Here is a 26531-nt window from a genome sequence, read left to right as displayed (position 1 = left end):
CTGTGTTTCGCAGGGGCGGTCCCGCAGTTTCAGGTCTGGGCGCTCACGTCACCCCCGTCAACCGGCAGGCCCGACAGGCGGATCACGGACGCAAGTGTCCAGGCCTCATCATCTTGATTGTCCTCACCGGGCTTCAGCAACGGATCCTGATCCGGAGTCCAGCACGGATCTGTGTTGAAGAAGGAACAGGGATCGCCCCTCAGCAAACCGGCAAAGACCGCGCAGACGATGGTGGACCCGACGCGACCCAGCATCTGGCCGCTGTTACCATCGGGCAGCGCCTCAGCCTCTTTCAGGATATAGTACCAAAGCGATTCCGGTTCGCCGTCGCTCAGCGGCACGGAATCCAGACACAGCTTCTTTGCCACATCCAGACCGGACGGCAATCCCAGCATCACGCCGCGCTTGAGGTTTCGGAACGCCAGAACGTTTTCCGCCTCTCCGGCCTCGGCCTCGTGCAGATGCACCAGCGCGTTGGCCAGCTTGGTATCGATCTTGCGCGCCATCTGAGGGAACAGACCGGGAGCAGAACTGGTCATTTGCAGGAACCAATCCCATTGAATGACGTTTTCTTTGCTCATCGGACGGAACCCGCGCAAATCGTCGGGATTGCCGCCGCCTGTATTGTCAAAGATCGGCGCAAATTCCTTGAACCCGCGATGTGGCGCGTTTGTTTGGTACGAGTTGCGGACCATGGAATGCCCGAAGCGATAGGTCGCCCCGGCAAATTCAACCGGCATGAAAGGTTGATGTTTCCATCTATAGACATCTTCCAGACCCATGGTCCAAACCTTGCGACCGCCGCACAGAGCATCCAGTTGCAACGCGCACGAGAACACCTCGCCCATGGTGATGCGCTTGATGAAATCGTTCCAGACAACCCACTGATACAGGCGGATCAGCGTCTTGCGCGCATCTGAGAACGGATCACTGCTTGCTGCCGCGTTGGCGCGGTCAACCAGTTCGTTATGGGCCAAAATGAAGGCCAGTTGCAGTTGGCTGACGATTGCGTTTTCATCATTGCGCATGTCACCAATCAGCGCGCGGCCTTCCTGATTGCGGGGCAGGTCGCGCAGGTTTGTCTCATTGATCTTGCCGACCAGCAGTTTGCCGGTCTTACCGTTTTCGTAAAGATAGGGCTGGTCATCCGGACCCCGGCCATAGACGCAGTCCAGATCAAGGCGCGGAGTGCGGAAATTCAGGATTTTGTCGGGGTCGATCTGTCGCCCGGACAGGCTGGTGACATCCAGGGTGATGTCGTGATCGATAAACTGACCGAAATATGTGTATCCGGCAGGGGTCTGTGACCCGAACTGGTCCTCAAGAGTGTCGATAATCGTCTGATCATCGGCAATTTCGGCAGGTTTTTTGCCCGGCAACTCGACCATGTTGTCAGTGGCAAACTGAAGGAAAAACGCGTCTTGTTCCTCGGTCGATCCCGGAGGGGCCCAGGGATCCAGATTAGGAAATAATCTGCCAAACGGCCCTTGGTAGAATTTCGAACGGGGCGCGAGGACGGAGTGACCAAAACTCTTTTCATGTGACATCGCTATACCTTTCCAATTTAAAATTGTTGGCTACAAAACTCCTGGCTTTGCGGTTTCAAATCATGGCGTTACCTCTCTGAAAGCCCTTCCCTGGTTCAGGCAACCGGACCTCCAAATCCGAATGAGACGGCCTGTGCGCGGTCCAGCAGTGGTGATGTGCCCATCCGGCCTGAAACGGCGGGGCGGCGTAGATTTCGGCCAGTTTCAAGCCGTCGGTGAACGCCCAATCCCGAATCCATTGGCGATACCGCCGCCAGCTATCGGGAGGTTTCGCAAGATTGGGGGCTTTGATCCCCATCATCATTGCCCGCAGCACCCCGGCCCCGGATGCCGGGTCCAGTCGAAGGGCGGCGTCGCCTATGACTGCATATCCCGGGCCCGCGCATTCAGGCAGATACTGCCAGCTCACATCACGGCAAATCTTGTCAGAGGGGGTGATCCTGTGGGTTGTGATATTCAAATCGATTGCCGCAATGCGTCCTGCGCCGATCCCGAAGCTAAACCGCCAGCCATCGGACCTTTGGTCGAAGGACGGATTCTGCAGCGTCTTGCCAGTCGCATCAGCGGTATATGTGGCGATCAGCGGCGGCGATCCGAACAGGGGTTTCAATCCCAGTTTTCGATGCAAAAGCTGCCGCCCGCCGCTTGCATCTATTGTCAAGTTGGCGGGATGATCCTTACCTAAACACCGAAGTCCGCTTACTGCGCCATTGGCAAACAGCGGCTCAAAATCGCAGGGTTGATCCGCGAATTTGACACCCAGATCGCAGGCGCGCGTTCTGAGGCTGGTTTCCAGATCCGAAAGGTTCAGGACATAGCCGCGCCAAGGGCCCGAGGTATCTTTTCCATAAGGCACAAAGCTATGATTCCCGCAGCCTTGCAGCCAGTATCCTTCAGGTCTGGACAGCGCGAGCGCATCGACTTGCGGCCCGAGCCCAAGCGTATCAAATAGGCATTCAGCACCGGGATGAAGTAAAACGTGAAAGGTGTTTTTCAGTCTGGATGTTCCTGACAGGACCGTCACGCGCAGCCCCGTCTGGCGCGCTGCAATGGCGCAGGACAGACCGGCCACGCCATCCCCGAGTATGAGGATATCCGACCGCATCAGACAAAGAGAATTGGGTCGAATGTAGCCCAATGGCCCGCTTCACGGTGGGCAATTCCGTTTTCTGCGGCAACGATTTCAAGCAGGCTGTCGACCTCGGCAACCTGGCGGCGGTGATCGCCTGCTTTGGGCGCGGATTGCGATAGCGTGATGATCTTGAACCGATAGGTCCGACCCTCAAGCAGCTTGGTCGTGTCGGCTTCGATGTCCGACAAATCCGAATGTCCGCCCGGAACCTGAGTGAACGAGGCCAGCAGAAAATTGGTGGATCCCAGCGACGGATTCTGTGCCAGATAACGCCGGACCTGCGCTGTTCTGAGCGCGCGGGTGACGTATTCGTCGAATGTCACCTCGGCGGTCTGGCGAATGTTGAAGGTGTTGTTGCGGGAACTTTCGGTGTAATCCGCATAGTCCGGGTCTGGGAATTCAACCGTCTGCGCGTCGCCCGAGAGGGTCAGTCCGGCGATGCCGTCCCAGGCATTCCCCAGCGCGATTTCGTCATCGATCATCGGCACGACCGAGTTGCCGCCCGGAGCGTAGGTCCGCGTCGTATCCGGGGCGGCAGCGGGCCAGAAGGCGCTAAGCGCGGCGCAGAGTTTGGCGTCTTCAGGGAACGGGCTGCCCAGCCCGTAGGCGGCCAGATGTTTGCGCCCTTGTGTGGAATCCGTCGAAATCGCCCAGCCCGGTGCAAAGATACCGGCCGCTGCGTCCGGCAAGGTCGAGCAGCGATCAATGTCCGCAAAATCAAAGCCCGTCGACGCTGGCCGGGTCGGATCGGGGGCTGCAAGCAACGCGCTGACCGTGCCTTCTGTTCCGTCATCCTCTGACCGGGCAAAGGGGCGGGTACCGGCGTCGTGCAATTCCGGGTTTGGCGGCAGGCGGATGGCCGATAAAGGGGCCAGTTGACCCTCCCACCGTACGAGATTTGCCAGAGCCGGATCCTGCTGGCGCAGAATGGTCTGCCATCTTAGTACCTGCCTTTGATCAACCCTTGGATAGAAATCGGGCGCTGCGATCACGCTGTGGCCCGCCTTTATGTCCAAGGGCTGGGACAAGCCCGTCCCGGTGAGGGTAATGAAACCGGCACCCGTAAAATCGACATAATGAACAGCGTCATAGCCACCTTCGGCTAGTGTTTCGATCAACCCTTCCTGATCGTTCAGTGAGACCACCTCGCCCTGATCGTTCAGGACATGCCGGATGTGCACATATTCGGGAACTGGCCTGTCGCTGCTTACGCCGAAGTTGCGCATCTCCAGACTGCTCCAGAACAGGCTGATCTTTCCGTTTGGTGTCTCGGTGGCTTGCGGAACTTTGAAAGTTACAGGTGATCCCGCGTCGTCCCGGGCGATCTCGACCAGACGCGGGTGTGTGGTTGGGACCAGAGTGCCCGGTGGCAGGTCCGCGTCATCTGTAAGATCAGCCAGACCTTCGGTAAAACGATAGGGGCTCGCGGACAGGTCACCCGTATCCGCGTTCGATGCTTCACCGATGGATTGCAGAAACCGGTGGATGCGGGCGATCTTGGTATTCTCGTGATGCGTCGACCAACTCAGTGCAACGGTTTCGCCTCTGATACATTCGTCGCCGTCAAAAAGCTTATGAATGGGTATCCAGAACGGGTGGTCGATATCGTCGACAACCGGTTCTGCCGGACCGATACCCGCCGCCGCCACCAGTTGCGCCCTGTTGGGCTGAACCTTTGCGCACAGATATGCGCCCCAAGTCGATGGCACCACATGGATGCCGTTTGCGTCAGAGGCAGGCCAGTGCCCGCGGGCCGGGCTGCGATAGGTTCGGGGCAGGGTACCCGTCCGCGCGATAGCGGTTCGTGAATAGACCATGTCGGCTTGACCACCGTGAACTGTTCCGGGAGCGGAACGGTATTCGGATGACAACAGGACAATCGCCAATACTCCGTCCACCGGCCCGCTAAACTGCGCCTGCGTTTGCCGCGCGCGGGCTTCGATATCCGCAAGACTCGAGGAGGTGACGGCATAGACGTAGCTCTCTAGTAAATCCAGATCCGAGAGGGTCGGGAAAGCGGTCAGCGGACCAGTGGGGCTTGTCTGAACCTCGGGGCTGGCAAGCGCGTGTAACAGCAGGCTGCGAGCCGGGAATCCGGGTTCGATTGCGCGGGTACATGATGGAGACAGATCCGCGAAACCGGGCAGGCTCCGGTCGATCCCGGGCAAGGGACGCAGCAGCTCGTCTGCGAGATTGCCCGAGGTTATGTCGAGACCGTGTGCTGACATAAGATCGGCCCATCCGTCGGGCGCAAGCCGGTTCAGAATATTTGCAATTGAATCGATCAACACCAGATTTCTCCTTCAAAGACTCAGGGACCCGCATCCCGCCCGATGGAATAGTCAGTTGCCTTTGACGGGCAGCAGCGGACCTTCGACGAGACCACAGAAAACGCTGTCGGCTGCGATCATTGCAGCTCGGCGATCCAGCAGGTTGGCGAATTGCTTTTGAACCTCGTCATCAAACTCTGCCGAGGTCGGGACAGAGAAAGCGCTTGTGACTTCGGCAAGATAAGCCTCGACATCCTGTTCCAGCAAAGCAGTTGCATTGCCGCTGCGCAGCCGGTCTCGGAACAGCTGCGCCGAGGGCGGCAGCGCCGTGCCAGCGGCGTCAAGCGCGGCAAGGGTTTGTTCGTGCAAGTCCAGCGGCCCCGAGGCATCGATCTGATAATCTTCGGGAACGAACTGCAACAATTCGGCCCTGACGTCGGAAATGGGATTGCGCAAATCGACCGCCATGACGGCAGCGACGAAATTCCTGTCGACGATTTTTTCGGTCAAAAGATGCTCGACCCGGGTGACATCGAACAATCCGGGCTCGGGGTGCAGCCATGCAAAATGGGCATCACCCTGCAGACCCGGCACTGGCCCGCGGCAGGAAGCGAGGACAAGCGCATTGGATGTGACAAGGTCCTGATAGACCGTGGCCGGAACCCTGGCTGCGTTGCGGAACTGACCGGCGGCGGCGATGTTCAGAGTCCCGTCGGCGCTACTACCGGGAAAGTTCGATTGGGCAAGGACACGGGCATTCAGAAAATGCGTGTTGGGGATCTGCACCGGATCGAGGATGCCCAGATTTGACGATGTAAACGGATGCAGATTGCCGGTGGGAACGGATGACGACGCGATGTTAATCTCGGTGGTCTCAAAAACCGGGCGCAGCAAGGCGCGCGCGTTGTCAATCCGTGTGATGCCTCCGCCCAGCGGGGTTTGCGCACGGGCGGCTTCGTGGCGGTGAAAACGACGCAAGGCCGAGATGATCTGAACCTCAAGCCTTTCCGCCCCCTGAAGCTGCCCGGGTGCAAATATGGGTTGCGCGACGGGATTCCAGGGCGGCTGCGACAGATACGCGATGCCGTCGCTGACCGAATGCCAGTTGGCCCAGGGCACCAGAAGTTCTTTCATGATAGGCGAACCGTTCAAATGGCATGACATGCACCCCGTGCGGTTCTGAACCTCGGGACCCGACGAGGTGCCGCGGAACATCCAGGTATTGCCGTTCAGCTTGTAATAGTTATAGCGCCCGCGCGCGTCGTCCCAGCCCCAGGCCTCGGTACCATTTTCGCTTGAGGGGAATTGACCCGGAGCGAAAAAGACCGACAGCATGACTGTTGCATCAAGATCAATAACCTCACCAGACGGCGCGGTTGTCTGGCCGACAAACGAGATGACCGATCGCCTTTGGCCTGGCGCGCTGCTTTTGATCCCCTCATCCACCACAAATTTCCGACGCCGATCTGGGACCGGTTGCAGGGCGGCTTCGATATCGGACAGGCGCGTGGGTTGCGGGTTGGCCAGAATGACCAGTTCAAAGAATGGATCGCCCAGTTCAAGTGCCTGAACGGCGGCCGAACCCGGTGTGCTAAGCGGTACGGGCGTCTGCGCTTGCGTGGGTCGCCCAATTATCAAGGTGGCTGTGATTGCAGCTAAAAAGAAAAACGTTGTCTGCCTCATCATCCCATTCTCCTGTCATCGTTGCGATTAGCCGACTGGCACCTGGGGTTCGTTGCCTGCCCGGGCCCATATGGGAACCAGCGCCGAGCTTGCTGCGGTCACGCGAGAGGCCACAATCAGTACGCGCGAAAGCTGTGCGCCGCTGACAACCGGAGCGTTGTCCAACCGCAGATCGACCCCGGCGGGCAATCTGAATTCGGCGCGCCGGCCGTTCCGGCTGATCGTCCAGTGCTGCAGACCAATTGTGGATGTCGTGGCAATATCGACTTCTGCGCCATCCAACGTCCATCGCCCGCCAAGCCGCTCGATGGAAATGCCAACCGGGTCGGCGGCACTTAAGACCAGATCGGCCCTTGCAGCGTTTTGCACGTTGACACTGATCCGCGGATCAGAGTTTCGACGCTGACCGCAGAACCCGCCGACCAGCGTGCAGATCTGACTTGCGTCCACATCGGTTCGTGCGACGCTGCAATGCACCAATAGATTAATCAAAGCGCCCAATGTGTTGAACTGCTGCGTCAGACACAAAACGCCCTTTTCGCCATTGTTCCAGGGGTTGGATTGGCGAAACGCACGGAAACGGTCAGCACGGTCTTCGGGGGATAGCGCGTCTGGCGCAATACCGGGTCCAAAAAGCTCGTCCGGAGTCGGATCAGCGTCGGACACGACGTCCCGGATCGCCTCGCGCAGTGGCTCGAACCCGACCTTGGCGAAGGCCTCGAAATATTCAGGGAACTCGGTGGTGAATGTGACTGTAAGGTTTCCGGCAGCGTCTCGCGCGGTCTCCCACTCGACATACTCATCCTGATGCAGAAACCTGTTGGCGTCGATTGTGGCGTCGCTTTGGCCCGCTGTGACCGGAAATCCAGGCCATTCGACGACGACGGGCGGTTCTTGCTGTGCCGGGTCGATACCGGAAAACGCTTCGGGCAACGTGAAAGCAGAGTTGGGAACCCGCGCCCCTTGCTGATGTACCCTTTCCAACTCGGCCCGATAAAAGTCGCGCGCGGCGGTGTTTCCCAGAAAATCTCGCCCCGAGGGATCACTATAGTCAAACACAGAACTCTCCTAAATCAACTTGAAGCGTTAGGCGCGGCATCGTTGGCCCCCGAGCCATTGCCTCGGGTCTTTGGCGGGGGATTGCCGCTGCCGCGAATGTCCAGCAGATGACCCAGCACGTTGAACCAGAACGGAGCACCCAAAGACGCCAGCATCGCGGTCAGAAGCCAGCCCGGAATCGACCACAGAGCAGCCGCATTCAAATTTTCTTTTGTCCATCCCAGCGGCAGCTTTGTCATCGAGGCAAATTGATTGATGGCACTTTCAACGGCTTCGTCGGTTTGTTCGACATCGCCGCCAGCGTTTTCGTGAAACTCCTGCGCAAGCGTAACAAAGTCTTCGCGCAATTCCGGATGCTGCCGCAGAGATTGGGCGACATTCAGAACGTCGACATTCAGAACAACTGCAACGGTCAGAGCGATGAGGAACATGCAGGTCTGTACTTTGCGTTTGTACCATCCCGATACACGGTCCATCCCATCGTCGAACCATTCAGCAACATTCCGTTCGAATACGTCCAGATTCCCTTTTGCGCGATCTGCCAAAACCAATAGTGAAGATCGCGCGCCACTGTCCGGCAGCGCGGCGACGACACTGCGGATATCGGTCAGCGTCTTGCCCACATTCGGGATCGCAATACCTGAATCGCCGGTGCGCGACGCCTCTCCGACCTCGGGATTGGATGTGCGGGTCAGGGCTTCCGTAGAACGCGCCCCGCCACGCTCAAGGATCAACCCGCTTCGGGTTGCGCCATGGGATGAGGCGGTGTCTGAGGCAGATTGTTTTATCGTCTCGATGAGCGCCTGGGCAAAGCGCTTTGAGGGGATGTAGGAGGGGTTGGCCGGTTTCCCGCCCTTGTTCTGTCGTCCCAGAGATTGGATCAAAGGATGTTGGTACACCAGCTTTGCAAGAGCTTGTGCATCCGGGTCGGACAACAGATTGTTGATGCCTTCCTTCAGGTTCTCGGATCGCCAGCTGAAGATCTTGGCGATGAACTCATTCGTGATCGACACCACCATCGACAGAACAAGCAGAAGGAAAACAACGCCGATTGCGACATCCAAAGCCGATGACAGCTCAATAGTCACGACAATACTCCAAGTGTTCGAATGCATCAGCCCGATTGACTATCGGAACTCACGGACCTTCTTTCAGTGTGCCGCCGGGCAGGGTGTTGACCCCAATTTCCGGCTGGGTGCTGTCTGGCATCAGAAATACAGACATAATAAAAATAAAGTTTGCTCAATAATACCGTAATGGTTGCAGTGCAGTCTGGGTCTGTCAATCAAATTTCGCAGATCGGTGCGTGCCAGTCAGGGCACATGCGCTGGAAATACATAAGCCTACTATGCATCCGAACGGTCTTGCGGGGCAAAATTGCCGCCTTGGAGGCTCGAACTGTCACAACAGAAAATTTTGTGTTATGCGTAGGCAATTGATTTGATTATTGATCTTTCTTTACCCCCGAGGACATTTTCGATGTTCGAAAGAATTCTGGACTATCTGCTTGGCAGATTTGCCTCTATTTCTCAGAGGCTTAAAGTTTGGCACGCTTGGCCGTTCCTGCCAGCGCTGGCGATCATTCTGGGCCACCGCGTGAATTTGCGGCATCACAACCTGATCGATACGGAAACTGCCCCTTTAGATGGTGAGGCCCCTGAAGATTTCGACATTGTTGGCTGGCGCGCGCCCGACGGTCGGTTCAATGATCTGGCCGAGCCACGTATGGGCGCCGCAGGAACCCGTTTTGGGCGAAATGTTGCACTGAAACAGACCTACCCGCCCAGTGAAACAGACCTGATGGAGCCTAGTCCCAGGCTGGTGAGCGAAAAGTTGCTCAAGCGGCATGAATTTGTCCCGGTGCCGCATCTCAACGTGCTGGCTGCGGCTTGGATTCAGTTCATGGTGCATGACTGGCTGAGCCATGGTGCTAATGATCCTGACGCCGAGCCGCTTGAGGTTCCGCTGCCGGATGGGGACGACTGGCCGGGTGGGAAAATGACCGTGAGGCGGACGATGCCGGATCGGGAGGTGACCGATGCCGATGCCAACCGTCCCCCCACATTTCGTAATGTTGAAACCAGTTGGTGGGACGGATCGCAGATTTATGGCTCGTCCGAAGAACGCCTGCGCTATGTCCGCACCGCCAAGCTGAAAGGGCAGCCGAAATCGGCCGAGATTACGCTGGAAGATGGCTTGCTGCCCGTCGATAAGAAAGCCAAGCGCAAGGGGCAGGAACTTGCAGGTATCAATGGAAACTGGTGGACGGGACTATCTGTGCTGCACACCCTGTTTGCGCGCGAACATAATGCGATTGTTGCGCGGCTTCGCATCGACCACCCGGATCAGAGCGAAGACTGGCTGTTCCACAAGGCGCGGCTGGTCAACGCGGCGCTTATGGCAAAAATCCACACCGTAGAATGGACACCGGCGCTGATGGATAGCCCCGAGGGCCGAATGGCCATGCGCGGCAATTATTGGGGCCTGATGGGGGAGACCGTTTTCAATGCCGTCGGGCGGGTGTCTGACAGCGAGGTTCTGTCGGGCATCCCCGGTTCGCCGCAGGATCATCATGGCAGCCCTTATGCGATGACCGAAGAGTTTGCATCGGTCTACCGGTTGCATTCCCTGATGCCAGATCGGTTTGGCTTCCGCAGCCACATTGATAACGCCCCTCTGCGCGAGCTTTCGTTGACAGATGTCGCGGGTCCGGGCGCGCGCAAACTTTACGACGATATGAGTTTTGACGATGTCCTGTATTCGCTGGCGACGGAAAACCCCGGTGCGTTGGTTCTGAACAACTTCCCAGAAACGCTGCGCCGTTTGGATAAAAAGGTCGAAGCGAACGTGTTTATCGATCTTGCGGCGGTTGATGTTCTCAGGGACCGCGAGCGCGGCGTCCCGCGCTATGCTGATTTTCGTGAGGCGATTGGCGCGACAAGACCGAACACCTTTGAAGAGATCACGGACGATCCCGATTGGCAATCCGCGCTGCAAGAGGTCTATGGAACGGTCGATAAGGTCGATCTGCTGATCGGGACATTGGCCGAGGCAAAGTCAGCTAATCAGCCACCTCGCTTTGGGTTCTCGGATACGGCGTTCCGGATCTTTATCCTGATGGCCTCGCGCAGGTTGAAAAGCGATCGTTTCTATACGGATGATTTTCGCCCTGAAATATATACCGAAGCCGGGTTCAGGTGGGTTGCGGAAAACGGGTTCAAAGACGTGGTGCAAAGGCATTGCCCGGAATTGGCAGATGCTCTGGTCGATGCGCGCAACCCGTTCTTCCCCTGGCGGATCGCGGGGGGCTGAACCATGGCCCGGCATATCCGTATCCCGCTGCTCGCCGATTTGATTCTGACCGACGAGCAGGAAGAAATAAGCCAACTTGCCAACCACACAGGGCTGGATCGCGGGTTTATACCACGCGGTCCATTGCTCAACCGGATACTCGCGCAGCGGGTTAAATCGACGCTTTCTTTGAATCGAGCGCCGTTGCCGAGTGCAATGATGCGCAACAATCCGCGACGGCAAGAAATATCAGAAAAGCTGAGCGATCTGTTCTCGCCCGGGAATTGGGATTCCCGCACGCTTGAGCAGATGGCTGCCTATGTCCGAGGGGACTTGAGCAGACCGGCAGGCGAGTTGGCGCAACAGATCGTCGGTCGTGTGTTTGATCCAGGCTATGCGGCCAACCAGGACACATGGGACGCCGCCAAAACGCTTGAGGCGTATCTGCAGTCTTTCAACCCATTGCGGCGGATCATCTGGTTTTTTTCCGGTGCATTGAGATCGGCCCAGGGTGTTTTGGCAGACGCATCAGGGGGCGATAGTGGTGCGGTTCACGGCACCGGGATTGCCGTGCACAATCTGGCGCATAGCCTTGATCGGTTGAGGGAGGCCTGGGCCGATAACACGTTGCGATCCCGGCTTTCGCCAGAGCAGGCCGCACTATCCGCTATCGTTGCTCCGCGCACCGTCATGCGCGCAGGTGCCGGGCATTGCGACTCGATCGGCGGTCGCGTGCGACCCGTTACCTTGGTTGCAATGAACACCCGCGCTGCTGCGGGCGCTGCGATGGACGTTGATCTGGCCTTCCTCGGATCAAGCTGGAGCCACTGCCCGGCTGAGCAATGGGTTATGGCCTTGCTGGCCGAGATCTGGAAACAGGCGGGAGAGACAGGATGAGCGATGACATCATCTTTACGCCGCTGAAATTTCGAAATCTGGAAGTCAAAAACCGGGTTTTCCGATCCAACATCTCGGGCCGGTTTGATGCTGAAAACGGTGCGCTGACACAAACGCGGATCAACTGGGAATGCAAGTTTGCACGCGGCGGAGTGGGCGCCGTGATCTCATCCTATGTGCCGGTGCGGATGGACGGCCGGATCATCGCTGGATATGCGACCATTCATACGGATGAGTTCATTCCGCTTTGGCAAAAACTGGGCGAGGCGGTTCGGGCCAATGGATCGAAATATATCCTGCAATTGTCCCATTCGGGTCGTCAAATGGACTTGCCCGGTATCCACAACCAGCACCGCCCGACGCCTAGCCCGACCAATGCCTATGAGAGCCTGCATGGGTTCCCCACCCGCGCAATGAGCACCCAAGAAGTGGGCGAGATGGTCGAGGATTTCGCCCGCGCCGCCTGGCGCGCGCGCGAGGCGGGGCTGGATGGTATCGAGCTACACGCTGCCAACGGTTATTTGTTCACGCAGTTCCTGAGCTCGGCCATCAATGACCGGACAGATATGTATGGCGGATCGCTGCGCAATCGCGCCCGGTTTCTGCTCGAAGTGATCGACGCGATCCGCGACAAGGTTGGGCGTGAGTTCCATCTTCAGGTCAAATTGTCAGCAGTGGATCACAACAACGTTTTGCCTTGGGAAGGCAAGGGGAACACTTTAGCGGATACCGTGCAGGTGGCGCAGTGGTGTGAGGCGGCGGGCGTTGATGCGCTGCACGTCTCGACCGGGTCAATGTTTCCGCATCCCATGAACCCTCCGGGTGATTTACCGCTTGAGGTGTTGGCAGTGACCTACGATGTGATGATCGCGTCCGGCGTCAACGGCTTTCGAAACTTCTTGTTCTTCCGCTTCCCGCTGCTGCGCCCGCTGTTCCTGAAGCTGTGGTTCCGCCTGAAGAAAGGTCGCGAGGATGAGGCGATCAGCCTTGAAGAATGCCGCGCGATCAAAAAGGCCGTGACGATCCCTGTGATCAATACAGGCGGTTATCAGAATGCGCAGGTCGTGCGACAGGCGATCAGCTCGGGCGGCTGCGACGGTGTTTCCATCGCCCGCGCTTTGGTGGCCAACAACGACCTGATAAAACACTGGGCTGCTGGTCGGGATGAACCACCCAAACCCTGCACCCGATGCAACAAATGCCTGTGCAATGCGCCGAAACACCCGATGGGGTGCTATGAAGAAGACCGGTTTGAAAGCCGCGATGCAATGATCGAAGAATTGATGTCGATCTATGAAACCAAGCCGGTTCTTCAGATCCCGACACCGGAGGCGGCGGAATGAGAAACCAGCCCGTCACCTTTGTCGAAGAGGCCTTGAAACAGAGACGGCGCAGGCGGCTGCCGTTGACGATCCTTGTAACCCTGATGGGGTTGGCAGGGTTGCTGGCTTTGATCATGGCCATTTGGCTGCTGTTTGCCTTGCTGCGCGGCGGACCGGAACATTTCACCGATGAAGAACAGCATTTTCTGCATGGGTCCATCGGATCGGAAACATCCAGCGGATTGCCTTATGAGGTCTGGCAGGCCCTCCCATATCTCTTCCCGGATGCGTTCGAGGGCAAACCCACTTACGAAGCGTTTGGATTTCTCTATCAGGAAGATGAAAAAGGACGTAGCGACCTGCCGATCGGCATCTCACGTCGTGACCAGTTGGGTCTGACGTTGGTCTGGTTCAATTGTGCCGTATGCCATGCAGGCACATATCGCAAAGAGGAAGGCGCCGAGCAGGTGATCGTCGCGGGTATGCCGTCGAACAATCTGCAATTTCACGCGTTCATAGAGTTTTTGCTTGATGCCGCAATCAGCCCGAAGCTTGCCGCCGACCCGCTGTTTGAAGCGATTGAACAAAGCGGTCATCGGCTTGGACCTCTAAAACGCCTGTTCTGGCGCATAGCTGTTGTCCCGCGCATCCGTGAAGAGCTGCTGGCGACGCGCTCGGCAATGTTGCCGCTGCTGGACCGCCAGCCCGAATGGGGCATCGGACGAGTTGATACGTTTAATCCATATAAGGTGCTGGAATTCCACATGGACGCGGACCAGCTTGCTGCGCAAGAGGTTATCGGTGCGTCGGACTTTCCGTCCATCTTCATGCAAGGCCCACGTGAAGGGATGCAGTTGCATTGGGACGGAAACAACCCTTCGCTGGCTGAACGTAACCTATCGGCGGCACTTGGCGCGGGTGTTACCCCTGAAACGGCGGATCATGCAGGGATCGAACGGGTGGCGGCGTGGTTAAGCGATCTGCCGGCCCCATCCAGTCCTATCGCGATTAACGCCGAGGCCGCTGAACGCGGCTCCGCGATCTATGGTGTATTTTGCAAAGATTGCCATGGGCGGCTGGGGGCCGAAGGATATGAGTTTTCCGGCGATCGCCTTGGCATGGTCGAGCCCATTTCATCAGTTGGAACTGATCGCGCAAGATTGGACAGCTACACAAGCGAATTCAGAGCCCGTCAATTGGACAAGCTTTTTGCCGATACGCCTTATGCCTTCCGGCAATTCCGGAAAACCGATGGATACGCCAACATGCCGCTTGATGCGCTTTGGTTGCGTGGCCCCTACCTGCACAACGGCTCGGTTCCGACGCTGGCCGATTTGTTGAAGGCGCCCGAAGACAGACCACAACGGTTTCTGCGCGATTCCGATGTGCTGGATACGATGAACGGGGGCTTCCTGTCGCCTCCCTGCGACGCAGGCAGTACAGACTGCTTTGATACAACCCAGCCCGGAAACTCAAACACGGGTCATATCTATGGCACGCATCTGAGCGAGTCCCAAAAGGCGGATTTGCTTGAATATCTCAAAATGTTCTGAATGAGGAGACGTCAAAATGTCTGATACGTTATCCGTAGGCTGGACCAGAGCAAAGGCCGACAGCCGGATCAGAACGCATCGTCGGCTGTTTGGATTTGTGCTGGCGCTTCAGATCGTAATTGGCGGGCTCTTTCTGTTTTGCCCGGCATTTTCGCTGGGTGTCGTGGGGCTGCCTGCGGCTGCTGAAAACCCGTGGCCTTCAATTTGGGGTGCGACACTTATCTTTGTCACTGTGATGCAGATACCCGGTGCGCTGGATCCGGTGCGTCAGCGCTATCCAAACGTCATTGCGGTTCTGGGCCGGGCCTTGATGGTTGCCACATTTGTCTCGCACGGTGGACCATTTCTTTGGTTCGCAGCCTTTGATGCGGTGTTCGGCGTACTGATCTATCTCTCATTCCACAGATTGGTGGTTGCAGAACTGATGTCCCGGCCTTGATTGCGCTTCGTTGCGTCGCAGCATAGGCCCTAGCAAGCATAGTTAATAAACGCTATTGGCATTGCCGAAACCTAAGCAAGTAAGGTGGGGCAGCGACAATGGCAGACAGTTCATCACGGTGGTCACGCGAAGAAGCTCGATCCATTTTTAACCTTCCCCTAATGGACCTTCTCTATCGCGCACAGACGGTTCACCGTGAGAATTTTGACCCAAACAAAGTGCAGTTGTCGCGGCTTTTGTCGATCAAGACCGGTGGCTGCGCCGAAGACTGCGCCTATTGCTCGCAATCGGCGCGCAACGGCTCAAAACTGAGCGCGTCCAAGCTGATCGAGGTTGAGCGGGTTCTGAATGAAGCGCGCAAGGCGCGCGATGCGGGTTCAACCCGGTTCTGCATGGGGGCGGCGTGGCGCGAACCGAAGGCACGCGACATGGATGCATTGGTTGCGATGGTCGAAGGCGTCAAGGCCCTGGGGATGGAGACCTGCATGACCCTTGGCATGCTGGATGACACGCAGGTGGTCCAACTTCGCGATGCCGGGCTGGACTATTACAACCACAATATCGACACGTCCGAGCGGTATTACCCCGAGGTCATCACCACACGTACATTCGCTGATCGGATTGACACACTGAACCGGGTGCGTGAGGCGGGGATGAAGGTGTGTTCGGGCGGCATTCTGGGCATGGGCGAAACCGGAGAGGACCGGATCGACATGCTGGTGACGCTGGCAAATCTGCCCGAGGCGCCGGATTCGGTTCCAATCAATATGCTGATGCCGCAAGCTGATACGCCGCTTGCCGACGCCAAGCTTATCGATCCGATCGATTTTGTCCGCGTTATCGCGCTAGCCCGGATTATGATGCCAACATCTCATGTCCGTCTGTCTGCCGGACGGACCGATATGAGCGACGAGATGCAGGCCATGTGTTTCTTTGCTGGTGCAAACTCGATCTTTGCTGGCGACACCTTGCTAACGGCGGACAATCCTGGTGACAGCAGCGACGCAATTCTGTTCGCCAAACTGGGCATCCAGCCGATGGAACCGGATCGCGAGGCTTGTCTGGACGCTGCCGAATGACAGCTACGGCGCGGCTGAGCCAAGCTTTGGACGTGATCAAGTCGCGTCACCGTCTGCGCAGCCTTGCGCCACGGCACGGGTTGGACTTTGCGTCTAATGACTATCTCGGGCTCGCGTCATCGGATCTGATGAAACAGGCAGCGCGGAATGTTCTGGATCGCGGCGTTCCTCTGGGTTCGGGCGGGTCACGCCTGTTGCGGGGAAACCACCCTGAACATGAGGCGCTAGAATCTGAGGCCGCCGCATTTTTCGGTGCCGACGCAGCGCTGTATATGGGAGGCGGTTTTCAGGCCAATCAGGCGATCTTTTCCACCCTGCCTGCTGCTGGCGATCTGATCCTGCATGATACATTGATCCATGCCAGCGCGCATGAAGGTATGCGGTTGGGGCGTGCCGATACGTTGCCTTTCCCTCACAACGATGTCGCGGGCGCCAGACAGGTTCTGAAGGACTGGCGCGCTGCAGGTAATGCGGGTCAGATTTGGATTGCCGTCGAAAGCGTCTATTCGATGGAGGGTGATCTCGCCCCCCTTACAGATTTTGCGCAGTTTGCGCGGGCAGAAAACGCGGTTCTGATCGTGGACGAGGCACACGCAACCGGCGTCTTTGGCCCGCAAGGGCGGGGATTGGCGCATGGGCTGGATGCAGAGGTGCTGAGCCTGCACACCTGCGGCAAAGGTCTTGGGGTCAGCGGAGGTCTGATCTGCGGACCAAAACCGATGATTGGCACTTTGATCAATCGGGCGCGCCCGTTTATCTTCGCCACCGCGCCTTCGCCATTTAATGCCGCGCTGGTACGGGCTTCGCTGGGGTTATTGCAGACGGATCCGTTGTTGTCGCATCAGGCACATGATCGGATCGCACACGCGCATGAGGAAGCCCGCCGGCTGTGTGGTCTGAATCGATTTCAGAGTCAGATTTTACCAGTCGTCATTGGAGCAGATAAAGAGACCATATCCTGTGCCGAAACTCTGCACGCGCTTGGCTATGACGTGCGTGGGATTCGCCCGCCAACGGTACCAAAAGGAACATCGCGCCTGCGCGTGTCGATTACCGGGAATGTTGCTGATGCGGACATAACAGCCTTGTTTGAGGCAATTGCCGAACAAGGGCTGGATTTGTCATGACTACGGTGATCGTGACGGGAACTGATACCGGGGTCGGCAAGACTGTGTTTGCCGCCGGTCTGACCGCTGCGCTGGGTGCAACCTATTGGAAGCCCGTGCAATCCGGGCTTGAGGACGCGACCGATAGCCAGATCGTAGCAAACCTGTCAGGCAGGCCAGTTCTACCCGAAACATATCTTTTGAACCTTCCAGCCTCACCTCATCTTTCGGCCGAGGATATGGGCTTAGAGATCGATCTGGATCAACTTTCGCTGCCAAAAATCGCAGGCTCGTTGGTGGTCGAAGGGGCCGGGGGCGTCATGGTCCCATTGAACCGAGAGGCCTATTATCTTGACCTCATGGCGCGGTGGCAGGCCCCGGTGATCCTTGTCGCGCGGACGGCGTTGGGGACAATCAACCACACAACGCTGTCTTTGATGGCACTACGCGATGCGGGTTGTTCGGTTGTTGGCGTCGCATTTGTTGGTGCTGCTGAGCCGGAAGTTGAAGAGACTATCGTGCAAATGACCCGCGTCGCGCATCTGGGGCGACTGGATATGATTGACGGGCTGAACCGCGAAAGTCTGTCGGAGGCTTTTGTCTCGATCGATATGGATACGATCAGGGGGGCGCTGTGACCCCTCTGGAGTTTGACGCCCGTCATCTGTGGCATCCCTACACAAACGTGGCCGATCCCGGACCGATGCATCTGATTGATCGGGCCGAGGGCGTGTATCTGTACCGCGACGATGGGGTGCAGATGATTGACGCAATGTCTTCGTGGTGGTGCGCGATCCACGGCCACCGTCACCCTGCGATTACATCGGCGATGCAGGCGCAACTGGATCAGATGCCACATGTTATGTTCGGAGGTTTGACGCATAAACCCGCGATCGAACTGGGGCAGAAAATGATCGCGATGCTGCCTGACGGTCTGGATCGGATCTTTTATTGCGACAGTGGTTCGGTTTCGGTCGAAGTCGCCATGAAAATGGCCGTGCAGTTCCAGATGGCCCATGGTCGAACCGGCAAGGTTGAATTTGCCACCATTCGCGGCGGGTATCACGGCGACACCTGGAAGGCGATGAGCGTGTGTGACCCGGTTAACGGAATGCATGGGTTGTTCCGGGGTGCGCTGTCGATCCAGCATTTCCTGCCCCGCCCGGACGTGCGTCTGGGTGAAGATTGGTCCGAGGATGGCGCGCGCAACGGATTGGATGCGCTGGAGCAACTGTTGCGGGACAAGGGTAATCAGATTGCCGCGCTTGTGCTTGAGCCGATCGTTCAGGGCGCTGGCGGGATGTATTTTTACCACCCGGAATGGTTGCGGGCGGCGCGCACCATGTGCGACGCGCATGATGTTCTGATTATCTTTGATGAGATCGCTACAGGATTCGGGCGCACGGGCCATCTGTTTGCTGCCGAGCTTGCAGGCGTCATCCCGGACATCATTTGTCTGGGCAAGGCATTGACCGGCGGGCATATCTCTTTCGCGGCGACCGTCACCCGTGAACAGGTTGCCTCTGGCATCGGCGACAGCGACGCCGGGGTTTTCATGCATGGCCCCACCTATATGGCCAACCCACTTGCCTGTGCCGCCGGATGCGCAAGCCTTGGATCGCTGGAGGATGGGACATGGCGCGCCAATGTCCAGGCAATCGAAACTCAGATGCTGGCCGAATTGGCCCCCGCGCGATCTTTGCCCGGGGTCGCTGATGTCCGGGTGCTGGGCGCGATTGGCGTGATCGAAATGAAAGACACCGTTGATTCTCGTATCGCTCATACCCGTGCACCGGAAACTGGCGTTTGGCTTCGACCCTTCGCACGAAACATCTATTGTATGCCTCCTTATGTCATATCGGCCGAGGATCTGAGCCGTGTCACGACCGCCATGGTCGACCTTGCGAAGGGAAACGCATGAGAACTCGTTGGCTGGCGCAAGAGGGTAGGGCAGAGCTGACACTGGTTTTTGGTGGTTGGGCCCTCGGTACGGCACCTTTCGCAACGCTGAAAGGTGCGACTGACGTTCTGTTTGTCGATGATTACCGTGATCTGGCGGACGATCTGATACAGACGCGGGACTATGATCAGGTGCGCTTGCTGGGTTTTTCTTTTGGTGTTGCCTCTGCCGCGCACTGGCTGGCCGATAGTTCACTGAGCCTTTCACACAGCGTAGCCGTGAATGGTACGCTTTACCCGGCCGACGATGAACGCGGGATTGCGCCGGATCTGGTCGAGGCGACGGCATCTGGTTTGAGCACGCCGAGTTTCGCCCGTTTCTGTAGACGCGCTGGATTGGAGGGACCACCACCCGATCTGGATATTGCCAGAGCGCAGGCAGAACTGCGTTGCATCGTGGATCGAGGCTCTGCGCCTGCGATTGCGTTCGACAGGGTGTGGATTTCCAGCAATGACCGCGTCATTTCATCCTCGGCGCAGGAGGCGGCCTGGGCTGCGCAACCTGAGACCGTGCGTAGGATTGAAGGACCACATGTTGCCTTTACCAAAGGACAAAGCTGGGGCGCTTGGTTCAGGTGAACATTCAGTCAGTCAACCGCGTCCAACGCAGCTTTAGCCGCAGCTTTGAGACCTATCACGATGCGGCCTGCCAGCAGGCCTGGGTCGCAGATCGTCTGACGACTGCCTTGCGCAGCTGTTCTGCGCCGCCTTTGTTTGAGAATGCGTTCGAATTCGGTTGTGGCACAGGCCATCTGACGCGCGCCCTGAATCGTGATACACGCTTTACCCGTCTCACTTTGAATGACCTGATGCCCGAAGCCGTGCAAACCGCTCGGGTGCATAATGCAGAATTTGTAGAAGGCGATGTTTGCTCTGTCGCTTGGCCGAGTGGGCTTGATCTGGTCGCGTCTGCCTCGATGATCCAATGGGTGGGTGATCCACAGCGTCTTGTTGATCGGGCGGCGGATCATCTGACCCCAGGCGGCTGGCTGGCGCTTTCGGGTTACGGCCCAAAACAATTTCAGGAACTTGCGGCGCTTGGTTCATCATCAAATGCGCCGGGACTTATTGAATTGGACGAACTGACGGCGGCTGTCTCGCAGAGCTTCGATGTTCTGGATGCAGGTGAGGCGGAAAACAAGCTATGGTTTACGACACCGCGCGCCGTTTTGCGCCACCTGCGTCAGACCGGAGTAAACGGACGAGCGCGCAAGCATTGGACGCGACAAACGCTAGACAGGTTTTCACAAGACTATTTTGAGCGGTTTGGCACTCGGTGCGGGGTACCTCTGAGTTACCATCCGATCTGGATCGTTGCGCGGAATCCATTGTGATTTCCACAAGAGAATCCGCGGACATAACCCAGCTAACCAGCCCGATTTTCGAAACTTCATCGGCATCGATCATACGGCCGGCGCGGATGCGGATGCACTGGTTCAAGAGGCGCCTGTTTTGGCAGAACTGATTTACTAGAGTTCGGATTGGCGTTAGCGCGAATCCCAGGATGAAGGCCAAATCACTTAGTTATCGGTGTTTGCCTCTTCCGCAGCCAGCAATCGGTCTGCTATTGCGGTTGTGTCGTCCAGATGATCCTCGACAGCGGCGCGGGCCGCGATCGGATCACCAGACACTACTGCCGCGCAAATCCGTTCCATGTGTTCGATGCCGGGGCGTTTGCGCTCAGTGGTGGACAGCGTCATCATCCGCAACCGGGATATCCGACCATTAAGGCGTTGGACGACATCCCATGCGATTTGATGTCCTGCGCCTTCGAATATCTCGGAATAGAAATCTGCGGTTGTTCGAAACAAGGTGCCTGGCGTTTTGTCATGAAATCCCTGCTTCAGACGCTTCAAAGCATTCTTTAGCGATCGGGCGCATTGGGGCGTGATCCTGAGCGCACAGTTTTCGGCCGCCGATGTTTCAAGCACTCGGCGTATGTCATAGATTTGCCGAGCGTCGTTGCGGCTCATGGTTGCGACTATGGGACCGCGTCCGGGAAGGATATCGACCAGACCTTCGGCTTCGAGATATCGGATCGTTTCGCGAATGACGGTTCTGCTAACGCCGAGCTGGTCGCAAAGCGGGCGTTCGACAAGCCTTTGACCGGGTTCAAAAACACCCTCGATGATTGCGTCTCGCATTCGATCCTGAACTAGATCGCGCAGAGTCGCAGGTGGCTGGTCAATTCTTGCAAGTTTGGGTGCGCTCATGGGGGCGATGCTATCTGTTCGGCGGAGCGTGTACAAGGTATGGTTGACATATAATCATATGGTATACCATCGTACGATATAGCGAATCGTAAGGAACACGAACATGCCCGCTGAAATTCGCAAAACGCTACTTCAGGTCGAAAACACTCTGATCGAAGGGGGAAAGGTAGCAGAGCGACCTCTGAAGATGATTGCTGCTGTTGCAGTGATCCAAAACCCTTGGGCCGGACGTGGGTTTGTAGAGGATCTGAAGCCTGAGATTCATGAATGTGCACCTGGTTTGGGCAGTCTGCTGACCGATATGATCCTTGACGCTGCGGGCGGTGGCGACAAGGTCGAGGGTTACGGCAAGGCGGCGGTTGTCGGCGTGAACGGAGAAGTCGAGCATGGCTCGGCCCTGATCCACACGTTGCGTTTCGGAAATTTCTATCGCGAAGCAGTTGGCGCCAAGTCGTATCTGGCTTTCACCAACATACGCGGACCTGCCAATGCCGCGATGCAAATTCCGTTGATGGACAAGAACGATGGCGGACGGCGCAGCCACTATCTGACGATCCAACTGCAGATTGCAGACGCGCCAGCACCCGATGAAATCATGATTGCGCTTGGTGCATCTATCGGGGGGCGTCCGCATCATAGGATCGGTGATCGGTATCAAGACCTCAGGGAATTGGGTCATGACGTCGACAATCCTGCAGCTGTCTGAGCCTTTTGGCAAAGCCGCTTTGCGCGAGGCAGGGCTTGCCAACAAGGGCAAAAGCCCTTCGGTTATTTTGATACACGGGGTCGGTATGCAATCGGCGGCCTGGGGCCCGCAGATCAAAGCTTTGTCAAAGTCGCATCACGTTATTGCATTGGATTTGCCGGGTCATGGCGATAGTGATCAGATCCCATCTGGCTCTGACTTGCCGGTATTTCTCGACTGGTTGCTGGCGGTGCTGGACGCCCAGAATCTGGAGCACATCAGCCTTGCAGGTCACTCCATGGGTGCTTTGATCGCCGGAGGTTTCACCGCATGTTATCCCGACCGGGTCGAGCGGGTGGCGCTTTTGAACGGTGTCTTCCGCCGGGATGAGGCCGCAAGGCAATCCGTTATAAAGCGGGCGAAGCAGATCTCGGGGGGCACATTCGATCTGGAAACCCCGCTGCAACGCTGGTTCGGAGACTCGCCTGCCGAACGCGCTGCGCGCGCGGATGTCGCTGCATGGCTTTCTGCGGTGAATATTGATGGGTATGCCACCGCTTATGGTGCCTTTGCGCGGGGTGACGCGATCTACGCGGACATGTTCCGCACCATTGCCTGCCCGCTATTGGCACTGACCGGAGGGGATGATCCGAACTCGACCCCGGCAATGGCGCGTGCAATGGCTGATGAAGCCTTGCAAGGTACTGCAATCATAATCGATCGGCATCGCCACATGGTCAATCTGACTGCCCCGGATGTGGTTAATGCAGCCTTGTTGAAATGGTTGAACACTCCAGCGGAAGCGGATGGTCGCACATGTTAGAATTCGATCCTAAAATGCTAAGTAATCCACGAGCTTTGCGAAACGCATTTGGCACCTACATGACCGGCGTCACGGTTGTGACGGTGCAGGATCAGGACAGCAATCCGCTTGGGTTTACGGCAAATTCCTTTGCCTCAGTCTCGCTTGAGCCGCCACTTGTTCTGGTGTGCCTAGCAAATTCTTCCAGTAACTACGCTACCTTTGCGAATACTGCGAAGTTTGCCATCAACGTTCTGTCCGAGACGCAGATAGAAGTGTCCAACACCTTTGCCCGACCCGTTGACGATCGGTTCGCTACGGTCGACTGGCAGCCCGGTCCGAATGGCTCACCCATTCTGGTCGGCGTGTCATCCTGGTTCGATTGCGATATGTTCAAAACCGTTGATGCCGGGGATCATCTGATCCTAATCGGCGAGGTCAAGGCTTTTGATCACAACATAAATCCCGGTCTGGGATATGTACGCGGGGCCTATGTTACACCGGCGGCTGAGGCCGAAGCGCTCAACAGGCGCACCGATATGGTTGTGTCGGCTTTGATCGAACGAGACGGCCAGGTGCTTTTGCTGGGCGATGATTCAGGACACCTGACAATCCCAACAACAGATGACCTGAGCGACGGGACCAATGCCGCACTGACCCGTCTGATCCACGCCAGCGGAGTGCAGGCTGAGCCTGGTTTTGTCTATTCGGTCTATCAGGACGAAGCGCGCAAGCATCAACACATTTCGTTTCTATGTCAGGCTAGTGGCGGAGATCCGGCGAAAGGTGTGTTCACCGAGATCAGTGAGACCACGCTGATGGATATCGCAGACCCGGCCATCTGCACGATGCTGGAGCGGTTCGCGGCGGAAAGCCGGATCGGAAACTTTGGGGTGTATTATGGCAATGAGGTGAGCGGTCAGGTCAAACCGCTTAACTCCGGGGGATAAGTCACGATGAAATTCTCACTTTTTGCGCATATGGAACGGATCTCACCGGAGCAGGACCAGAAACAGTTGTATGACGAATTCGTGCAGCTCTGCCAAATTGCGGACGATGGCGGAATGCACGCGGTATGGACGGGTGAGCATCATGGGATGAATTTCACCATTTCACCCAATCCGTTCCTGAACCTGATCGACATAGCGCGTCAGACAAAACATGTCCGGTTGGGGACCGGAACGATTATCGCTCCGTTCTGGCATCCGATCCGTCTTGCAGGTGAGGCGGCGATGACAGACATTATCACCGATGGGCGGCTGGATCTGGGTATTGCACGTGGGGCCTATAGCTTTGAGTACGAGCGGTTGATGCCCGGCATGGACGCATGGGAAGCCGGTCAGCGTATGCGCGAGCTTGTGCCTGCGGTACAAAACCTGTGGCGGGGCGACTACGCACATGAGGGAGAGTTCTACCAGTTCCCCAAGACCACGTCGTCGCCTTTACCAATACAAACTGAGGGACCGCCTATCTGGGTTGCAGCACGTGATCCTAACAGTCATGAGTTTGCTGTGCAAAATGGTTGCAACGTTCAGGTGACACCGCTTTGGAACGGGGACGATGAGGTCGAAAGCCTGATGTCCAAATTCAATGATGCCTGCGCGAAATTCCCTGAAATTGCCCGGCCCAGGATCATGCTGTTGCGCCATACATATGTCGCCGAGGACGAGGCCGACGTGAAGAAGGCCGCAATCGAGCTTAATCGGTTCTATTGCTATTTTGGCGCCTGGTTCATGAATAAGCGTGAGATCAGTCAGGGCTTGATCGATCCGCTCAGCGATGAAGATATCGCATCACATCCGTTCTATACTCCTGAAAATATGGAGCGTGATCTTGTGATCGGGACAGCAGCCACTGTCATTGATCGCATCCGGAAAAGCGAGGCGCTGGGATACGACGAATACTCGTTCTGGATTGATTCCAGTATGCCCTTCGAACGCAAGAAGGCATCGCTGGAGCGGTTCATCAAAGACGTCATGCCAGCGTTTCAGTAAGGGGTTGTTGGAAAGTGCAGCAGTTTCAGCAGTATATCGGCGGCGCGTTCTCGGACGGTTCCGCGCAGTTCGACAGCATTGATCCGGCGTTGGGCAAGGCTTGGGCCAAGATGCCGGCAGCAAGCGTGGCTGAGGTCGATCAGGCTGTTGAAGCCGCAGAGGCTGCGTTTTTTTCCTCTGGCTGGGCGGGGATGACAGCAACAGCGCGTGGCAAGCTTCTTCATCGGCTGGCTAATCTGGTTGCAGAAAACGCTGGGCGATTGGCCGAGCTGGAAACCCGCGACACTGGCAAGATCATCCGCGAGACATCTGCCCAGATTGCCTATGTCGCCGAATACTATCGCTATTATGCAGGGCTTGCCGACAAGATCGAAGGCGCGCATTTGCCGATCGACAAACCGGATATGGAGGTCTGGCTGCGTCGTGAACCCATTGGAGTAGTGGCCGCTGTCGTACCCTGGAACTCGCAACTTTTCCTTTCGGCAGTTAAAATCGGACCGGCCCTGGCTGCCGGGTGCACGGTTGTATTGAAAGCGTCCGAAGATGGCCCCGCTCCAATGTTGGAATTCGCACGGATATTCGATCAGGCAGGCTTTCCCCAAGGTGTTCTCAACGTCATCACTGGCGGTCCCGAGGTTGGTGCCGCGCTGACAAGTCACCCGAAAATCGCTCATGTGGCATTTACGGGCGGACCCGAAACCGCCCGATACGTCGTTCGGAACTCGGCCGAAAATCTGGCGTCTACTTCGCTTGAGTTGGGCGGAAAATCTCCGTTCATCGTTTTTGAAGACGCGGATATTGAAAGTGCTGTGAACGCTCAAGTCTCGGGTATTTTTGCTGCGACGGGTCAAAGCTGTGTCGCCGGATCGCGTTTGGTTGTTCAGGCATCGATAAAGGACGCGTTTCTGGACCGCTTGAAAGAAAAGGCCGAAGCGATTGTGATCGGTGCACCTGATGACATAAAAACCGAAATCGGTCCGCTTTGCACGCGACGCCAGCGGGATATCGCGGTTGATCTGGTTGATCGCTCGGTGGCGCAGGGCGCGCGTCTGATCACGGGTGGACAGCCCGTTGGCCGCGACGGGTTCTATTTTCCGCCTACCATTCTCGATTGTTCAGATGCGCCCACAGCTGACAGCCTGACCCACGAGTTTTTCGGACCTGTTCTTTCGGCAGTTTCGTTTGAGACCGAAGCCGAGGCCGTCGCGATTGCAAATGACACCAAGTTTGGGCTGGCCTCTGGCTTGTTTACTCGGGATCTGACACGCGCGCATCGCATGATCAGGGCTATTCGGGCGGGTATCGTCTGGGTCAATACCTACCGCGCGGTCAGCCCTATCGCTCCGTTCGGCGGACATGGCCTGTCAGGCCACGGGCGTGAAGGCGGGATACAGGCAGCGCTGGACTATACGAAGGTCAAATCAGTCTGGCTGCGCACCAGCGACGAACCCATACCTGACCCGTTCGTCATGCGGTAGCTGCTGCACAAGGTTTCAACCT

At 57.2% G+C, this 26531-nt stretch carries 23 protein-coding genes; 16 read left to right on the top strand and 7 right to left on the bottom strand.

All coding sequences use genetic code 11. The features are described 5' to 3' along the window. Positions 1–29 precede the first annotated feature (29 nt). Genes ACR0FG_RS18995 through ACR0FG_RS18970 form a run of 6 tightly spaced genes read right to left on the bottom strand, consistent with a single transcriptional unit; the run spans position 30 to position 8779 of the window. A complete protein-coding gene (locus tag ACR0FG_RS18995; RefSeq protein WP_480894765.1) occupies positions 30–1547 on the bottom strand; it encodes a peroxidase family protein in 1518 nt (505 codons plus the stop codon). Positions 1548–1602: 55 nt separating this feature from the next. Then, positions 1603–2685 carry an NAD(P)/FAD-dependent oxidoreductase gene (locus tag ACR0FG_RS18990; protein WP_480894763.1) on the bottom strand — a complete coding sequence of 361 codons (1083 nt, stop codon included), beginning with the start codon at positions 2683–2685 and terminating at the stop codon, positions 1603–1605. Next, complete coding sequence (locus ACR0FG_RS18985) at positions 2652–4970, bottom strand: hypothetical protein (protein WP_480894761.1); 2319 nt, start codon at positions 4968–4970, stop codon at positions 2652–2654. The genes ACR0FG_RS18990 and ACR0FG_RS18985 overlap by 34 nt, the downstream gene beginning before the upstream one ends. Positions 4971–5021: 51 nt before the next feature. Beyond that, positions 5022–6635: a hypothetical protein gene (locus ACR0FG_RS18980; protein WP_480894759.1), complete on the bottom strand. Its 1614-nt coding sequence runs from the start codon at positions 6633–6635 to the stop codon at positions 5022–5024. 24 nt (positions 6636–6659) lie between these two features. Then, entirely contained in the window at positions 6660–7691 is a 1032-nt protein-coding gene (locus ACR0FG_RS18975) for a hypothetical protein (RefSeq protein WP_480894757.1), read from the bottom strand. A 14-nt stretch (positions 7692–7705) separates the two neighbouring features. Beyond that, a complete protein-coding gene (locus ACR0FG_RS18970; RefSeq protein WP_480894756.1) occupies positions 7706–8779 on the bottom strand; it encodes a hypothetical protein in 1074 nt (357 codons plus the stop codon). A gap of 391 nt (positions 8780–9170) precedes the next feature. On the opposite strand from ACR0FG_RS18970, the gene ACR0FG_RS18965 reads away from it, so the two are divergent. The 11 genes from ACR0FG_RS18965 to ACR0FG_RS18915 all read left to right on the top strand — a co-directional run bounded on the left by ACR0FG_RS18965 (position 9171) and on the right by ACR0FG_RS18915 (position 20671). Further along, a complete protein-coding gene (locus ACR0FG_RS18965; protein WP_480894754.1) occupies positions 9171–11003 on the top strand; it encodes a peroxidase family protein in 1833 nt (610 codons plus the stop codon). Positions 11004–11006: 3 nt separating this feature from the next. Further along, positions 11007–11879, top strand: a complete 873-nt coding sequence (locus ACR0FG_RS18960; RefSeq protein WP_480894752.1) for a hypothetical protein — start codon at positions 11007–11009, stop codon at positions 11877–11879. Continuing rightward, the gene (locus tag ACR0FG_RS18955; protein WP_480894750.1) at positions 11876–13222 is read left to right on the top strand and encodes an NADH:flavin oxidoreductase; all 1347 of its coding nucleotides are present in this window, start codon (positions 11876–11878) and stop codon (positions 13220–13222) included. The genes ACR0FG_RS18960 and ACR0FG_RS18955 overlap by 4 nt, the downstream gene beginning before the upstream one ends. Then, on the top strand, positions 13219–14754 hold the full coding sequence (locus ACR0FG_RS18950) for a c-type cytochrome (protein ID WP_480894748.1): 1536 nt from the start codon (positions 13219–13221) through the stop codon (positions 14752–14754). The genes ACR0FG_RS18955 and ACR0FG_RS18950 overlap by 4 nt, the downstream gene beginning before the upstream one ends. A gap of 16 nt (positions 14755–14770) precedes the next feature. Continuing rightward, on the top strand, positions 14771–15193 hold the full coding sequence (locus ACR0FG_RS18945) for a hypothetical protein (RefSeq protein WP_480894747.1): 423 nt from the start codon (positions 14771–14773) through the stop codon (positions 15191–15193). A gap of 98 nt (positions 15194–15291) precedes the next feature. Next, positions 15292–16272 (top strand): biotin synthase BioB, encoded by a 981-nt coding sequence (gene bioB, locus ACR0FG_RS18940; RefSeq protein WP_480894745.1) that lies wholly within the window; start codon positions 15292–15294, stop codon positions 16270–16272. Further along, on the top strand, positions 16269–17399 hold the full coding sequence (locus ACR0FG_RS18935) for an 8-amino-7-oxononanoate synthase (protein WP_480894743.1): 1131 nt from the start codon (positions 16269–16271) through the stop codon (positions 17397–17399). The genes bioB and ACR0FG_RS18935 overlap by 4 nt, the downstream gene beginning before the upstream one ends. Beyond that, on the top strand, positions 17396–18016 hold the full coding sequence (gene bioD, locus ACR0FG_RS18930) for a dethiobiotin synthase (protein WP_480894741.1): 621 nt from the start codon (positions 17396–17398) through the stop codon (positions 18014–18016). Before ACR0FG_RS18935 ends, bioD begins: the two co-directional genes overlap by 4 nt. Continuing rightward, complete coding sequence (bioA, locus tag ACR0FG_RS18925; RefSeq protein ID WP_480894740.1) at positions 18013–19299, top strand: adenosylmethionine--8-amino-7-oxononanoate transaminase; 1287 nt, start codon at positions 18013–18015, stop codon at positions 19297–19299. The genes bioD and bioA overlap by 4 nt, the downstream gene beginning before the upstream one ends. Further along, positions 19296–19916, top strand: coding sequence for a pimeloyl-ACP methyl esterase BioG family protein (locus ACR0FG_RS18920; RefSeq protein WP_480894739.1), 621 nt, complete (start codon positions 19296–19298; stop codon positions 19914–19916). The genes bioA and ACR0FG_RS18920 overlap by 4 nt, the downstream gene beginning before the upstream one ends. Continuing rightward, entirely contained in the window at positions 19913–20671 is a 759-nt protein-coding gene (locus ACR0FG_RS18915; protein ID WP_480894738.1) for a methyltransferase domain-containing protein, read from the top strand. The genes ACR0FG_RS18920 and ACR0FG_RS18915 overlap by 4 nt, the downstream gene beginning before the upstream one ends. A 186-nt stretch (positions 20672–20857) precedes the next feature. Here the strand turns inward: ACR0FG_RS18915 and ACR0FG_RS18910 are convergent, their stop codons facing one another. Further along, positions 20858–21550 (bottom strand): GntR family transcriptional regulator, encoded by a 693-nt coding sequence (locus ACR0FG_RS18910; protein WP_480894736.1) that lies wholly within the window; start codon positions 21548–21550, stop codon positions 20858–20860. Between the two features lie 103 nt (positions 21551–21653). On the opposite strand from ACR0FG_RS18910, the gene ACR0FG_RS18905 reads away from it, so the two are divergent. From ACR0FG_RS18905 to ACR0FG_RS18885, 5 genes are read left to right on the top strand one after another with little or no spacing between them, the layout of a single operon-like run. Beyond that, positions 21654–22256: an amino acid synthesis family protein gene (locus ACR0FG_RS18905; RefSeq protein WP_480894734.1), complete on the top strand. Its 603-nt coding sequence runs from the start codon at positions 21654–21656 to the stop codon at positions 22254–22256. Beyond that, positions 22228–23058 carry an alpha/beta fold hydrolase gene (locus tag ACR0FG_RS18900; protein WP_480894732.1) on the top strand — a complete coding sequence of 277 codons (831 nt, stop codon included), beginning with the start codon at positions 22228–22230 and terminating at the stop codon, positions 23056–23058. The genes ACR0FG_RS18905 and ACR0FG_RS18900 overlap by 29 nt, the downstream gene beginning before the upstream one ends. Next, complete coding sequence (locus tag ACR0FG_RS18895) at positions 23052–23987, top strand: flavin reductase family protein (RefSeq protein ID WP_480894730.1); 936 nt, start codon at positions 23052–23054, stop codon at positions 23985–23987. The genes ACR0FG_RS18900 and ACR0FG_RS18895 overlap by 7 nt, the downstream gene beginning before the upstream one ends. A gap of 6 nt (positions 23988–23993) precedes the next feature. Next, complete coding sequence (locus tag ACR0FG_RS18890; RefSeq protein WP_170716058.1) at positions 23994–25031, top strand: LLM class flavin-dependent oxidoreductase; 1038 nt, start codon at positions 23994–23996, stop codon at positions 25029–25031. Between the two features lie 14 nt (positions 25032–25045). Further along, positions 25046–26509, top strand: coding sequence for an aldehyde dehydrogenase (locus ACR0FG_RS18885; RefSeq protein WP_480894727.1), 1464 nt, complete (start codon positions 25046–25048; stop codon positions 26507–26509). Positions 26510–26531 lie beyond the last annotated feature (22 nt).

It is taken from the genome of Ruegeria sp. E1 (assembly GCF_056534225.1).
Note: the sequence above shows the minus strand (reverse complement) of the source record. Positions and strands in the feature narration are given on the sequence as shown.